We start from the raw sequence: 14511 nt of genomic DNA on the forward strand, positions 1-14511 counted from the left end.
ACAATGATGGGCTTAGGTTACCCGTTTACTGGAGTTAGCCTACAGAGCTAACCCCTCGGGGCAGTAGCTTCTACTAAATCGGCGGCAACCTCGTGGCGCAGACGAGCCAGGGTGGCCGAGGTATCGGTATCTCTGAGCAGGGTGGCTAGGGTGGCGCTGACCCCCTCTGGCCCCCAGGTACAGCCCTGCTCTAGGTAAGTTTTGGCGGCTTGGCCCACGGTGTAGGAGCCATAACCTGCGGCACTGGCCTGGGCGGTGATGGCCCCAGCCAAAGCCATGACCCCCGAGGCACTGTCAACTAGAGTGAATAGGGCGGCAGTAGTTTTGCCTGCCCCTAGCAGGCCACTGCCCACCTCACTGAGCACCAGCGTGCCTGAGCTTTTGAGAATAGCCCGCCACAGCCGCCCCGCCTCGTGGCCGGTAATGGGAAAGCCGTAGAGCCGCGCCAGGGTGCGAATCATCACCAGGTCGATGACGATGCCACCCAGCAGGTCTAGCCCAGCGATGGGGTTGAGGGCCACAGCGGCGGCCTTGTACTTAGCAAACTGCCAAATGGTTTCGTCGGCGCGATCGCCGTGGAGCTGGGTGACATGACCCACCATCTCACCTTCGATCGAGCGGGCGCTACGCAGGGCGTTGAGGGCGACTAGGGCGGGGCCATCCTGGGTCACAATCGTCAGCAGCGCCTGGCGCAAGGGCTCAATCTGAGGCGGCTGAGGTTCCCAGTCTTCGCTGGTGCGGCCATCGGGCCACTCAACTCGAACCTTAAGCGGCGCGGGGCTAGCCGCGACCATGACCAGGTCCTCTACGGCTAGCGGAGCGCTGGGATGGCTTTGATCTAGGTCGTTTCGCAGCGTTTGCAGAGTGCGGTGCACCGCCTGGCGATCGACCTCGGGGTACAGGTCAATTTTGTTGAAGACCAGCAGTAAGGGCTTTTGGCTCCGCTGGAGTTCGAGCAAGGCCTCATACTCCAGCGGGGTAATGTCTCCAGCTACCACAAATACAATCAAATCGGCCTGGTTAGCTACGGTTTGGGCCATATCGGCCCGCAGATCGCCGCCGACCTCATCGAGACCGGGGGTATCCACCAGCTCTACTTGCCAGGGCAGATCGCCCTCGACCGGCAGCTGCCAGTAGACCGAGCGGGGCCAGCGGGTGACCCCGTGGAGCGGGCCGGTTTCGAGCAGGCTCTCGCCGACTAGGGCATTGATCACCGCCGATTTGCCCCGGCTAACGAGGCCAAAGACCGCCACCCGCAAGCAGCGCGACTCTAGCTTGGCAGTCAGGGTCTGAAGCTGGCCCAGACTGTTCTTGACGGCGGCCTGATGGTGGGCCGCCCCTGGGTCGGGGCTACCCTGGAGGGCAGCAGAGTAGCGTGAAACGGCCTCGGTCAAGGTTTGGCGGGCGCGCTGAAGCAGGGGTGAGGGCATGGGGTGAGTGGGAGGGTGGAGGGGTGGAGGGGTGGAGGGGTGATGGGTGGATGGGTGGATGGGTGGGGGGGTGGATAGGGGTTGCGCTAGGAGGGGTCTTGGGCGATCGCCTCAACGGGGACAGGTTCGGCAGTGGTGGCCAAGGGTTCGATGACGGGGGCGGTGCTCGCCGGGAGCTGGGCGGGGGTGGGCTTGAGAATATCAATGCCCTGCCTGGCGAGGGTTTGCAGCAGGTTGAGCTGACGGTTTTGCTGCACGGTACTTTGCAGGCGCTGGGCGATCGCCTCCCAAGACAGGTCGGTCGTTGGGGTGCCAGCCAGGGCGGCTTGCTCAAAATAATCGACCAAACTGAGCCCGGCCATCCGAGTTAGGTAGGCGGCGCTGAGCCCCTGCACCAGGCCCCCAGCAACGTAGGTGGCAAAGTGGCTTTTGAGCACGGCGGTGAGCACCTGGGTCGAGAGTTCTACCAGCCCTAGCTTGACGGTGAGGCTGGCCAGGGTGCCCGCTGCGGTTTTGGCTTCGTCTAGGTTGAGATTAAAGCCGTAGAGCTTGCCCAGATCCATCAGTAGCTGAGCGTTGATGGCAACGGTGGCCAGCAGGTCGAGGGTAGGTACGGGGTTGGCAAAGGCGGCGGCCCCGGCCACCCACTGAAGTTGCTCAATCAGGGGCAGGGCGCGATCGCGGCGCAGGCGGTTGAGGTCGGTCTGAATCTGCTGACGCAGCACCTCGGTGCGGCGCACCACAGTGGCCGCCACCAGGGTAGGGCGCTGGTCGCCTAGGGTCGCGGTGAGGGCCACTGGCAAACTAGCCAGGATGGGCGGCGGTGTTTCCAGGGTTTCGGTAAAGCTACCGTCGGGCTGGTGGCGACGCACCTTAATTGGGCGGGGGGCAGCGGCGGTGATCACCACGGGCACAGCTGCGGGCAGGGTGGATAGCCGCTGGTGCAGCTGGGCTAAGATTGTCTGCTGGTCAGCGGCATCGTAGTGATCGCTTTTGTTGAAGATCAGCACGGCGGCCTGGCCCGCTAGCAGGCGATCGCGCAGCAGAGTAAAGGCACTCTCGGTAATATCGCCATCGGTCAGCAGCAGCAGGCCATCGTAGGCGAGCCAGTCGGGGGTGACGCGGGGAGCTAGGCTGACTTCGTCATAGGTAAGGTCGGCAAGGTTAGCCAGAGGCCGATCGGCTTCGGCGGTCAGCAGGGCGAGTAGCGTACTTTTACCGGTGCGGGGAGCACCCGCGATCGCCACGTGCAGAGTCTGGCGATCGAGTTCGATCAGCAGGGCCTGGTGCTGCTGGCGATAGGTTTCGATCGCCCCTACAGAGACCACCCCCTGGCGGGTCAACTCCGCCTCTTGGGCCAGACTGGCGATCAGGGTAGCGAGAGCAGCCAGTTCTGCCTCGGCTCGGGCGCGATCGCTGACCGGCGGGGCAATGGGTTTGGGGGCAGCCGGGGGGCGATCGCCCCGCCGCCACCACCACACCCCCGACCCTAGAGCAATAGCACTCAGCAGCGTAGAGCTATCGAGCGGGTTAAAATGGGCGCTACCCACCAGGGCTAGGGTGGCAGATAGGCCCAAGCCACCGACCAGCAGTGGCCGCTGGAGCAGGGCACCAAGGCGGGGTCGCAGTCGGGTAGACCGAAGAGTTTCAGCGGAGCCGGGTGAACTGGCCTTAGATTCGGGGACGTTCTGTTGAGAATTGACTGCCTCTAGGGCCATGGCCGAACCGCTTCCTATAGCGCAATGACTGAATTTGACGTGATCACTGGGTGGTTCAGCCGCTAACCCTAGCGATCGAGCATCGCCGGGAACTGGTCGGGAGGCTTGGGCAGGGGTGAACTCTTTCTATTGTGGCAAAGGGGTAAACATTCCTCCAGTAGGGACTTCCTACCCGCTAGCGGCGTAGATCCCCGCCCAGAGCGCGGTCGGTAATCCTACTGTAAACTGGGGTAGCGATCGCGCTGACCGCCTCGTCTTCAGCTCACACCTAGTTTCAGCTTCTGAACCGAACGCTATGCAACCCATTCTGACCCCTGGTACGACCCTTCAGAACCGCTACCGTGTGCTGCAAGAGCTGGGTCACGGCGGCTTTGGTCGCACCTACCTGGCCGAAGACCTGGGCCGCTTCAACGAACGCTGCGCCGTCAAAGAACTCGAACCCCAGCAGGGCGACCAGTTCTCCGACAAGGCTCTAGAGCTATTTCAGCGCGAAGCCACCATTCTCTACAACATTGAGCACCCGCAGATTCCCAAGTTTCAAGCCATCTTTGAAGAGAACCAGCGGCTGTTTTTGGTTCAAGACTATATCGACGGCGTCACCTACCGCGAGCTGCTCAACCAGCGTATGGCCCAGGGTATGGCCTTTGCAGAAGCCGAGGTGCGGCAGTTTTTGCAGCAAATTTTGCCGGTGCTGGCCCACATCCACAGCAAGGGCATCATTCATCGCGACATTAGCCCCGACAACGTCATGCAGCGCCGCACCGACAATCTACCGGTGCTGATTGACTTTGGGGTGGTCAAAGAGGTGGTCACTCGCATTCAGCCCCCCGGCACCCCCAGCCAGGTTACCTCGGTAGGCAAGCTGGGCTATGCGCCTAGCGAGCAAATGCAGTCGGGCCGGGCCTACCCCAGTAGCGACCTCTACGCCCTGGCGGTCACAGCGATTGTGCTGTTGACGGGCAAAGAGCCCCAGGATGTGTTTGACGACGTCAACTTGAGCTGGAATTTGCCCAATACCCTCAGCCCTGGCATGACTCAGGTGCTGCAACGAGCCACCAGCTACCGACCGGGCGATCGCTACCAATCGGTGAGCGAAATGGCCCAAGCTTTGGGTGGGTTAGGCACGGTGCAGGGGCTGCCCACCACCTCAATGCCGCCGCCAACACCTTCCCAGGTGAGAACCGTGGCCGTCGGTCGTCAATACCAGCCCACCCAGGTGACGGCACCAGCTCCGGCTCCGGCCTATGCGCCCCCGGTGCCGACCGAGCCCGCCTCAGTCTGGGAAAACCCTTGGGCCGTAGCGGTAATTGGCGGCGTACTGGCGTTGTTGGCGGGCCTCGGCGGATGGACGGTAGTGAGCTTGCTCAACCGCACCCCCGCCCCCACCCCCACTCCAACACCCGAAATCACCCTAGATCCTCAGCCCACCCCTACCCCCGAACCGACTCCAGAGCCGACCCCTACCCCCGAGACCAGCCCGGTAGAGTACAACCAAAATCTGGCGATTTCTCCTGGTCAAGACCGCACTGTAACTGGTAGCCTGCGCAGCAACGAAACGATTAACTACCGATTTAACGCCACCGAGGGCCAGGTGCTCTTGGCCCGAATGGCGGGCGAAGGGGTGCTGCTGACGGTGCTCAACCCCCAGGGTCAGACAGTCGCCCAGGGTGCCCAGCGGGTGCTGAACTGGCAGGGCACTCTCCCGGCCACAGGCGAATACACCCTACAGTTGCGCCCGGTGCAGGGGCTAGAGCAGAGCGACTATGAGCTAGAGGTCAGCCTGAGCAGCGTGCCCCAGCCTGAGCCGACCGTCGAACCCCAGCCTGAGCCGACCGTCGAACCGCCGGTCACCCCACCACCTGACCCTGGGCCTGAGCCCAACCCCGATGCCAACGTGGTGCAGCAGCGGGTGCAAATTCCGCCGGGCCAGACTAGCGTCCAGGTGTCGGGTCAAGTCAATCAGGATAGAATTCGTCGCTACCTGATCAATGCCCAGGAGGGGCAAGTGTTGGCGCTGAATCTGCCCAGCGTCAGCGGCCCCGTTACCCTAGACGTGCGCTTCCCCAGCGGGGAAATGATTCCCGATGCGTCACGGGTGCTCTCCTGGCAGGGGCAGTTGCCCACTAGCGGTGACTACATTGTGGATGTCAAGTCGGCGCGGCCATCGAATTATGTGTTGCAGGTATCGGCCAACTAGGACTTGACCAAGCTGATGGTGACAGGCTCTAAACGTTGAGGGGTGTCAGGTGTCAGGTTCATGGCAGACCTGGAACCTGACACCTGACACCCCTCAACCTGTCACCTTTGGCTTGGCAGACTACTAGAACATCCGTCAGAGTTTAATTCGTCAGAATTTAGTCAACCTGATCACCGTTAATCACCCTACAAACGCGCTATGGCTTCCTTAAATGCTCTGCTGGTGGCGGGTACCGACACCGAGGTAGGTAAAACTGTAGTAACCAGTGCGCTGCTAGCCTACTGGCAGCGATATCAACCGGCTCAGGCTCCAGCGGTGCTGAAGCCGTTTCAATCGGGGGTGGGCGATCGCGAGCTGTACCAGCGCCTCTTTTTCCCCGCTGCGACCCTAGACGATATTACTCCCCAATATTTTGAGGCTCCCCTGGCTCCACCGTTGGCGGCGACCCTCGAAGGCCGCTCGGTCGATCTCACCCTGGCCTGGCGCACCCTAGAAGCCAACACCCAGCAGCATCCCTGGGTGTTGGTCGAAGGCTTGGGCGGCCTGGGGTCGCCAGTCACCTACGAGTTGACCGTGGCCGACCTGGCGGCGGCCTGGCATCTGCCCGTGGTGTTAGTGGTACCGGTTAAGCTGGGGGCGATCGCCCAGGCGATCGCCAATGTGGCCCTGGCCCGTCAGCATCACCTCGACCTGCGCGGCATCATTCTCAACTGTTCTATCCCCTGTACCGACGAGCAGATCAGCCAGTGGGCCCCGCAGGATGTAATCACCAACCTGGCTCAAATACCGGTGCTTGGCACCCTGCCTTACCTAGCTACGCCAGAGTCGGTCGAAGCCCTAGCCGCCGCTGCCGCCGCCCTCGACCTCGAAGCCCTGCATCCGTTGCTAGCGCAGGCCGTGCCCTAGCTAATGCCCAATTAGCTCGCCAAATTAGACGGTGACGGGGAACAAATCGCTCAGCACCAGCTGCATCAGATCAGCCGTCAAAGCAGGATGGGGCTCAGACACTGCCCCCACTAAATCTTTGGGAAAGCAGTCGCGGCTACCCCGTTCACAGTTGGGTCTAACGGTAGCGGTGGTGATAACCGGACCGGTCAGGCTAGGGACCGGTAAAACGGGGGGAAATTGAAAGAGCATGACTAAATCCTCGAAAGCACCCTGATTTTGGTCGATTTGCCGGCTGGGCCGCGATCGCTAGACAGCTGATTGTAGCCAAGCCCATCGATGGCGTCAGACGCTGCAAATCTGCTTTAACGATATAAGAAAAAACTTCACCAGCTACCTCATTCCAAGAATCAGTATTCTAAGAATCAGTTACATACAGTCAACACTCTGATTGGCTGAGGCGGTATAGCTGTGGCCAGCCTGGCTAAGACATCTTCCCTAAGAACGTTTGAACGTTCAAACGTTCTTAGGGGTTCTGGATGTCCTAACTCAGGTGATCATGGCTATAGCTCAGTGGCCCTCAGCCAAGATCTCATAGACGTTAAGGACGCGGATTCGATCCCTTGTATAGCGATGGCTATAACGGCTAAATTCTTTGGGAGGTAACACAATACGGTGGCTCACCCCCTCGGCAACACCCTCGGTGCTAAACTCTGGCGCAGCGTTGCGATCGCCGCTCTGAGCACCTTTCTAAGCATGCAACTGTCGCCCTACCTGGCCCAAGCGGCAAGCCCGGTGCGATCGGCTCCCTTCCGCATTGACGGGCACAGTCAAGACCTACTGGCCCAACTGGAGCAACTGCCCAACGGCAGCGTGGCTCTACCCAACTTTGACCCGGCGGTGAATGGGTTTCAGTTTTCTAACCAAGAACTGATCCAGGCCATTGACCACAATCGCAACGCCCAGGCCTGGGAAGCGGTACTCACCGAGCAGCTTCAGCAGCTGTTTGGCACTCAGGTGTGTGTAGGCGGCAACTCGGCCCACTGCGTGCTCACCGCCGCGGCCCAAAACTGGCTGCAAACCCAACTGGGCCGCATGGACCAGGGGCTGTCTGAAGGCATGGCGGCGGCGGTGCTCGACCTGTGGAAACCCGCCCAGCCGCGAATTCTCTGGTGGCAGCGGCTGGTTAACTTGGTGTTGGGGCGCACGGTGTTTGGCCTGGCCCGCACCCTGTTTGAGCTACAAACCCTGATTGCCAACCTGTTTCTCATGCAGGGGGTAAACGAGGTGTTTCAGCAGACCGAGACGGTGCGCAACACCTTCACTCCAACCCAAATTTTGCTATCTCTGGTGCGGGTGTTGATCAGTGGGGCAAACGACCCGTTTACCCTGGGGGTCTACCGCCTGTTAGACGGCGCGCTGGCCGACGGCCACGCCCTCACCCCCTACCGGGTCGAAGCCCAGGGCAATGGCAAGTACTGGGTCTATGTCTACGACAGCAACTATCCGGCGGGCCGACCCACCAGCCCCACCGATCTCCATATGGAGTTTGACACCCAAGCCGACACCTGGACCTACCAGCCCACGGCCAATGGCCCAGCATTTGGGGGCGATGCCCAGAGCAAAACCCTCGATCTAACCCAGCGATCGTGGCGACAGCCCCCTAGCGAAGGTGACATCACCGCCACGGGCTCCTTCACCTGTCCCTTCTGTGGCCTAGAGCCAGCGGCCGAAACCGCCCCCGACCCGACCCTAGACATCACCCTGGTAGGAGAAGGGCGGCTCACCGTTGCCCCCTACACGGAGTCCACCATTGCGCCGCTGCTCCCTGGGCCAGCCCTCAACGGCCAAACGCCCGGTACCTGGGTGCCCTTTAAAGGCGGTCTCAACCGCGCAGTACCCGCCAGCTATCGTCTGCCTGCTGCTAGCCTGGGGCAGCCGCTTCAGGTCACCATCACTGGGGTAGCGACTGCCCGGCGATCGCCCGCGACCCTTCAGCTCACTGGGCCAGGGTATACCGCCAATGTCGAAGATCTAAGGCTCACCCCCAACCAAAGCCTGACTCTATACCTGGTGCCCCATCCCACCGGGCCAGAGATTACCTTTGTCGCCAGCCAAGCCGCCGCCATTCCTCGCCTGACCCTTAACCTGGGCGATACGACCAGCGCCTACTCGTTCAACTCGTCCACGCCCGAAACTGGGTTTTCAATCACCGATCGCCGTGTGTCTAAAAGCTCTGGGTTTGAGCTGAGCGACCTCCAGCTAACGGCGGGCCAGCGCGTGGCCCTCACCGCCCATGACAACCTCAAACGCCTCTACTTTGCCGACGACGATGGCACCAACAGCCAATACACGCTGACGGCTAAAAACCGCATGGTGATCCAAGACCGCCTTCAGATCGGGCAGCGACAGCCCGACATTATTAATTACACCCTCACCTACGACGAAGAGATGCGAGTTGGCGGTATAGAGGTCGAGGCCCAAAGCCAAGCGTTCTTTGACTATGACCCCGCGTTTATCGACCCGGCAGAGCAATCCCGGCAGCAGCTGTTAGCGGCCTTTGAGCAGCGCAACGTTCCGATCGCGATCGCCTACGAACCCCTAATCGTCAGCGACACTGGCCCTCTGCGGCTATTGCCCTCTGGGAAAAATCCTACCGACAGGCGGGTGTTTCAGGGTGCCCTGCGCAACAGGGACGAGCTGTAACGAGCTATAACGCCAGTCCTAGAGACGCTGAGATGGACGGCCCCTCAGCGGTGGTAGCTTTGACTTGGCCATAGGGCTAAAGCAGTTGATTGGGGGGTGTACTTTTAGAAGTAGTTTGCCAGCGATCTAGAGCAATTTGTAAGGCTGCCTAGGATCATTACTTGGACAATAGAATGCAGCATCAACCCTTCTAGCGATGACTATAATTTGGCTTTATTAAAGTGTTGTATTTTGACCCATGCAAAGGCCAACTGAGTGGGGATCAAGAAAGAACAGCCTCAAATCGCAGCAAAAACCGGACAATGGCATGAGTATTTCTACTGTTCTTCTCGCAATCTTTGGATCTCATAGAAGGTTAACAAAACTTAAGTTAACCTTCCCTTGACAGCAAAAAACATGAATTTTAGCTGCTAGCAAACGATAAACCAAGGGGTTGCCGGGGTGTCAGGTCGCTGCGATCGCGCTGTTACATCTAGTTACACCGCTGACCTGCAATAAAGCCTTAGATTACTTAATAAAATTCTCATGAAGGCAATGATAGGATTTCCTCAAGTAAGCCATAAGCTTTTTTCATCATTGCTGGTCGCTGTTTTCTGGAGAGTATAAGTCATGTCTAGTAACCCCGTTGGAATCAAGCCCGAAACCCGTAACCACAAGGGATTTTTTGTGCAAGATGCCGACTATGAACTGGTCAGCATCGAGGCCTCAGGCTGGGCGCTCATCTGTGTTGATGATGCCGTTTGCCACTATGTAGACCCCGATAACCTACTGATTCAGAATCTAGACGCTTAGGACAACTTCGGGCCAGCTACCTGTCTCAGTTCAGGCAAAATTTGTATCGATCTGTTAATGGCTCTAATCTTTTTGATAGGCTGCTCTCCCTCTAGAGCAGCCTATTTTTGTTTTAGGATGGCGGTATCTAGTATTCTGCGGCATAAGTCGGCCAACTGGTCCTAAAACCTGACACCGAGCAACTGATACAACATCCTGCCTGTGATGCACCCGCTTTGTAGGGGCATTGCAGTGCAATGCCCCTACGGGGTACCGATAATGAATCAGGGTTTTAGGAGTCGGATTTGGGATGACACCCTAGCCAGGGTTGTCCCGTCTCGATCTATACCACTCTTACCTTTCAAAGTCCTTATGAAACAAACGCCCATGACGCAAATACCCATAACACAACGCATCTCTAGCTTCATTAGCTGGGTGCTGGTCGTCGATCTGGGGCTGGTGCTGCTGAGTTTGGGCTGGTTTTTGGTGGCGGTGCTGGGGCGCAGCATGAACCTCGACCTTGGCCTTGACCTCTGGTACTCTCTCTGGAATCCGCTGATTATGCCTGCACTGGGGGTGTTAATGGCCGGTGCGATCGCCAGTGGTGTGGTCGGCTGGTTAGGTCGCCGCTTTAAGACTGATCCGTCCTAATCGACTCGTCAGTTCAAGATGGCAAGTAAGAGGGGTATGCGGTTTCAGGTTTCAGTCAAGCCGTGAACCGCATACCCTAAACCGCGAACCTCTGCTTACCACATTCGCTGGGTGCGGGTATACCACCGCAATAGCACCCGAGCCAGGCGTTCGCTGTGGTGGCGTACCGTGAAATTTTCCTGTTCATCCATCACGTTGGCAGCAATGATACGGCGACCCGAGTCGAGAATCGCAGCGCGATCGAGCAGCACGGGGCCAACACCGACCTTGGCGTAGTGGGTAATGACCGGGTCGGAGGGCATGACCTTCTGCACCAGCACCGCATCAAACAGGTAGCACCCGCAGGCCGAGTCAATCGCCCGGATGTGGTCAGACACCGAAAACCCATCGGTTTCTCCCGGCTCGGTCATAATGTTGCACACATAGATGCGGGGCACGGGGCGAGCTGCGATCGCCTTGACCAATTCGGGCACCAACAGATTGGGAATAATGCTGGTGTAGAGGCTGCCAGGGCCAATCACAATGTAGTCGGCCTCTTCAATTGCTTTCACGGCCTTGGGGAGAGCGGGGGGGTTGGGGGGTAAGCAGCCAATGTGCACAATATGGCCCCGCGCCTCAGTAATTTTCGACTCACCCACAATCCGGCGACCATCCTGCAACTCAGCCCAGAGCTGCACATCGACTGAGGTAGAGGGTAGCACCTGCCCTCGCACGGCCAGCACCTTAGAACTGGCGGCGATCGCCTGTTCCAGGTCGCCTGTGATCTCATTCATGGCGGTCAAAAACAAATTGCCAAAGCTGTGGCCCACCAGCCCACTGCCCGACTCAAACCGATACTGAAACAGTTCCGTCAGCAGCTTTTCTTCATCGGCCAGAGCCGCCAAGCAATTGCGAATATCTCCAGGTGGTAACACTCCCATCTCTCGTCGCAGCCGCCCCGACGAGCCACCGTCGTCAGCTACGGTGACAATGGCGGTGATATTAGAACTGTACTGCTTCATCCCCCGCAGCAGGTTAGACAGCCCGGTGCCGCCACCAATCACCACAATTTTTGGCCCCCGCGACAGCCGCCGCTGGGTCAGCAGAGCATCGAGCAGATCTTCTTCGTTGCCAGGAATCAGCACGTCGGTAATAGCCCCAACAGTGCGGCTCTGGCCCCAAAAAATCAGCCCTAGCCCCAGCAAAATGCCCAGAGGGCCACTCACATAGTTGGGTACGTGGGTGGTAAAGGCCCGCAGGGCCGCCCCCAGCAGTTGCCCCGTATGAAACACGGGCGTGAGCCTGAGCCAGATCATCAGGCCGATGCCCACGGTCAGCACTCCAGACATGCTGAGAAAGAGCCACCGTTTAACCAATAGCCCCGGGGCCATCCAGCTCACCAGCCGATTGACCCGCCGGGGGGGGGCTAGGGTTAACGTCTCCCGCTTGACCCGACGAAACAGTCTGGCTAAGGCTGTATGCAAGAATTTTAAGAACATGGAAGGAGGTCGATAGCGATCTGACCAACCTGAGAGGCCATAGACACCCAGTAAAGGCTGAGCTATTGACCCCTTGGCTTGCGGTACATACCCTAAGGTTTGGCCCTCTTCCCTCGGGGTTGCTCCACCTTAAACCAGCGTCCACGGTAAGACGTGAACCTTTCTCAGGCGCTTTAAATAGCCATTGGTAGGATTTAGCACCAGCGCCTTCGATTTTAGCGGCTATTTGATAGAGTCAAGGCATGGATATGCCACCTGATTGTTAAATGAATGGTAAGCCACTGGCCCACGTTGAGTAGCCCAAAGGCTGCGTTAGGGCCTACGTCAGGGGCATAGCGGGCTACTTATCATTGGATATGATTCATCTCGGTATGGTTTATGGCCGCTTCCTACGATCATGGCACTGCCCCCGTCCCCCCCACGACGGTTCTCGTCGACGGGACAGCGCCCCAGCCAAGCCCAGGGGCGGGGACGGCTGACTATAGCGATCAGGTCTTGTTAGACCTGCGGGGCATTTCTAAACGGTTTGGCACCAATCAGGTGCTCGACCAGGTTGATTTAACCCTCTACCGGGGCGAAGCAGTGGCCATTATTGGCCCATCGGGCACGGGGAAATCAACGATTTTAAGAATTATTGCTGGCCTACTGCCCCCCGATGAGGGCGAAATCTATGTCGATGGGCGCCGGCGTGTGGGGCTAATCGAAGATTCGCCCGACCCGGTGGGTATCGGCATGGTGTTTCAGCAGGCGGCGCTGTTTGACTCGCTGACGGTGGCCGAAAACGTAGGTTTTTTGCTCTATCAGCACTCTGATCTGCCGGCCCGCCAGATTCGCCAGATCGTGGATGACGTGCTCGATATGGTGGGGCTACCGGGTACTGGCAGTCGCTACCCGGCAGAACTGTCGGGGGGCATGCGCAAACGGGTCAGCTTTGCGCGGGCCATTGTGTCAAACCCTGAGAGCCCCCAAGATCGGCCAGCTCTGCTGCTGTACGATGAGCCTACGGCAGGGCTTGACCCCATTGCCTCGACGGTGATCGAAGATTTAATTCGGACCATTCAAGGCAATAACGGATGCAGCTCGTACCTGATTGTGACCCACCAAGACAGCACGATTCGCCGCACTGCCGATCGCGTGATCTTTTTGCACCAGGGCCGCATTCAGTGGCAAGGGCCGGTCACCGCCGTCGATGACACCGACAACCCCTTTGTGCGGCAATTCTTTAGCGGTCGGGTAGATGGCCCCATTCAAATGGTGCAATAGCGTACCGGCGGCGATCGCAATCGGGGTGTAACCCTGGCCTAAACTAACGAAGTTCACTGTTGAGCGAGGTAGTTGAACCGGATTCAGTACAAAATTGGGTTTAAGTAGATCACGTTGTACTAGACCACCGTTGAGTGGTTGGGGCGAGAGGGCACCATGCGGGCAAGGGCAATTCGAGAAGGGTCGGTGGGGTTGCTAATCTTAATTGCGGTGGGGCTGTTTGGCGGCCTAGTGCTGTGGCTGCGGGGGCTTAATCCCGGCAGCCGCAGCTACCGGGCCACGGTTGTGTTTACCAACACCCTGGGCATGCAGGAGGGCACCAGTGTGCGCTACCGGGGCGTGCCCGTGGGTCGCGTGGTGCGCGTTATTCCAACCGCTAATGCGGTGGATGTGGCGGTCGAAATTGCCGGCAATGATCTGCGAATTCCCCGCGATGCGACGATTCAGGTGAACCAGTCGGGCCTAATTGGCGACACGACTATCGACATTACCCCCCTGCGGGTGCTGAGCGACGCAGAACTGGCCGTTGACCCCATTGGCCCCGACTGCCCTGGTCAGGCCATTATCTGCGATGGCGATCGCCTACAGGGCATCGTTGGGGCTAGCTATGAGTCACTGATTTTGTCGGCAGAAAGACTCGCCAACACCTTTGCCGATCCGGAGATCGTGAATGATTTAAAGCTCACCCTCAGAAACGCGACGGCCCTGACCGAAAGCGCCAGCCTACTCTCGGCAGAGCTAACGCTGCTGTCGCGGCAGTTGCAGGCCGATCTCACCCCGCTGATGGCCTCAGCCAACCGAGCTACCGACAACATTGGCAACGCCGCCGCCCAATTTGAGGTGGCGGGTAGCGAGGTCAACCGCCTGGTGGTTGGCAATCGAGGCACCATTACCACCACCCTCGACAACATCAACCGCAGTGCCGTCAACTTAGAGCTAATTACCACCACCCTTAGTCCAGCGATTCAAGACAGCGTCTTTCTAGCCAACCTCGATCGCCTGTCTAGCGATGCGGCGGTGGCCGCTGCTGACCTGCGATCGATTACGGGCACCTTTAACAGCGCCGAAAACCTGGTCATGCTTCAGCAGACCCTCGACTCGGCCCGCAGCGTGTTTCAAAGTGCCCACAAAGTGCTCGCCGACGTAGATGAGCTCACCGGCGATCCGGTCTTGCGCCGCAATATTCGCGATCTAATCAACGGCCTCAGCGGCCTGGTCTCGCTAACAAACCAGCTAGAGCAGGCTAGCCAGGTAGCCCAGGCCCTGACTCCACCAGCCGGCCAACAGCTAGATCGGGTGATCTTTACTCCCGTGCCCGACGCCCAGGCTGAGGCTAACCCAGGTAGTGTGGTGGTGACCCACCAGGGGCAGGCCTACCGGCTCAACGTACAGTCTATTCAGCCCCGATAGGT

At 59.0% G+C, this 14511-nt stretch carries 11 protein-coding genes; 7 read left to right on the forward strand and 4 right to left on the reverse strand.

What is annotated here, in order from left to right; genetic code table 11:
* Positions 1–47: 47 nt before the first annotated feature.
* On the reverse strand, positions 48–1430 hold the full coding sequence (locus RRF56_RS08140) for a GTP-binding protein (protein ID WP_317037139.1): 1383 nt from the start codon (positions 1428–1430) through the stop codon (positions 48–50).
* 86 nt (positions 1431–1516) lie between these two features.
* The gene (locus tag RRF56_RS08145; RefSeq protein WP_317037140.1) at positions 1517–3148 is read right to left on the reverse strand and encodes a DUF697 domain-containing protein; all 1632 of its coding nucleotides are present in this window, start codon (positions 3146–3148) and stop codon (positions 1517–1519) included.
* 295 nt (positions 3149–3443) lie between these two features.
* Between RRF56_RS08145 and RRF56_RS08150 the strand changes: the two genes are divergently transcribed.
* Complete coding sequence (locus RRF56_RS08150) at positions 3444–5345, forward strand: serine/threonine-protein kinase (RefSeq protein WP_317037141.1); 1902 nt, start codon at positions 3444–3446, stop codon at positions 5343–5345.
* 198 nt (positions 5346–5543) lie between these two features.
* On the forward strand, positions 5544–6251 hold the full coding sequence (bioD, locus tag RRF56_RS08155) for a dethiobiotin synthase (protein WP_317037142.1): 708 nt from the start codon (positions 5544–5546) through the stop codon (positions 6249–6251).
* A gap of 24 nt (positions 6252–6275) precedes the next feature.
* Here the strand turns inward: bioD and RRF56_RS08160 are convergent, their stop codons facing one another.
* Positions 6276–6482 (reverse strand): hypothetical protein, encoded by a 207-nt coding sequence (locus tag RRF56_RS08160; protein WP_317037143.1) that lies wholly within the window; start codon positions 6480–6482, stop codon positions 6276–6278.
* 423 nt (positions 6483–6905) lie between these two features.
* On the opposite strand from RRF56_RS08160, the gene RRF56_RS08165 reads away from it, so the two are divergent.
* The 3 genes from RRF56_RS08165 (at position 6906) to RRF56_RS08175 (ending at position 10358) form a co-directional block, all read left to right on the forward strand.
* Complete coding sequence (locus tag RRF56_RS08165) at positions 6906–8936, forward strand: hypothetical protein (RefSeq protein ID WP_317037144.1); 2031 nt, start codon at positions 6906–6908, stop codon at positions 8934–8936.
* Positions 8937–9545: 609 nt separating this feature from the next.
* Positions 9546–9728: a hypothetical protein gene (locus RRF56_RS08170; protein WP_275337038.1), complete on the forward strand. Its 183-nt coding sequence runs from the start codon at positions 9546–9548 to the stop codon at positions 9726–9728.
* A 366-nt stretch (positions 9729–10094) separates the two neighbouring features.
* The gene (locus RRF56_RS08175) at positions 10095–10358 is read left to right on the forward strand and encodes a hypothetical protein (protein ID WP_317037145.1); all 264 of its coding nucleotides are present in this window, start codon (positions 10095–10097) and stop codon (positions 10356–10358) included.
* 95 nt (positions 10359–10453) lie between these two features.
* On the opposite strand, the gene RRF56_RS08180 is transcribed toward RRF56_RS08175, so the two are convergent.
* On the reverse strand, positions 10454–11836 hold the full coding sequence (locus tag RRF56_RS08180; protein WP_317037146.1) for a YvcK family protein: 1383 nt from the start codon (positions 11834–11836) through the stop codon (positions 10454–10456).
* A 378-nt stretch (positions 11837–12214) separates the two neighbouring features.
* On the opposite strand from RRF56_RS08180, the gene RRF56_RS08185 reads away from it, so the two are divergent.
* Both RRF56_RS08185 and RRF56_RS08190 read left to right on the forward strand, forming a co-directional pair.
* Positions 12215–13099: an ABC transporter ATP-binding protein gene (locus RRF56_RS08185; protein ID WP_317037147.1), complete on the forward strand. Its 885-nt coding sequence runs from the start codon at positions 12215–12217 to the stop codon at positions 13097–13099.
* Positions 13100–13255: 156 nt separating this feature from the next.
* Positions 13256–14509 carry an MlaD family protein gene (locus tag RRF56_RS08190; protein ID WP_317037148.1) on the forward strand — a complete coding sequence of 418 codons (1254 nt, stop codon included), beginning with the start codon at positions 13256–13258 and terminating at the stop codon, positions 14507–14509.
* Positions 14510–14511: the final 2 nt, after the last annotated feature.

This window comes from Nodosilinea sp. E11, from assembly GCF_032813545.1.
Taxonomy (GTDB): domain Bacteria; phylum Cyanobacteriota; class Cyanobacteriia; order Phormidesmidales; family Phormidesmidaceae; genus Nodosilinea.